Genomic DNA, 291 nt, shown 5'->3' on the forward strand with positions numbered 1-291 from the left:
CTCGGTTGAATAGGTAGCCTTGATCCTGCCCAACTGCTAAAGGATACATTTCATGTGCTCGTCTCCCTGCGGCAGCCTCCAGGCTTTCTCCGCCGGCACCTGTGGTAAAACGTCCAAGTGCATCTCGAGGTCTGTCCGGTATGACAGAATCCCCGTCTCCACACTTGCCCAACACATTGCTGTTGTGGACGAGGATGGGGGTGCCAGTATTGGTGTGGACGTGGTAGTTGTTGTAGTTCTTGATGTGGAGGTTGTGGACGGTGGCGCGTTGGCCCGTATATGACAACTGCT

At 54.6% G+C, this 291-nt stretch carries 1 protein-coding gene; it reads right to left on the minus strand.

Annotated elements, in window-relative coordinates:
* A partial coding sequence (locus EII11_RS10790) for a hypothetical protein (RefSeq protein ID WP_205649301.1) occupies positions 1-291 on the minus strand: 291 nt, incomplete at both ends.

This window comes from Schaalia canis (genome assembly GCF_003858455.1).
GTDB classification, from domain to species: domain Bacteria; phylum Actinomycetota; class Actinomycetes; order Actinomycetales; family Actinomycetaceae; genus Pauljensenia; species Pauljensenia canis.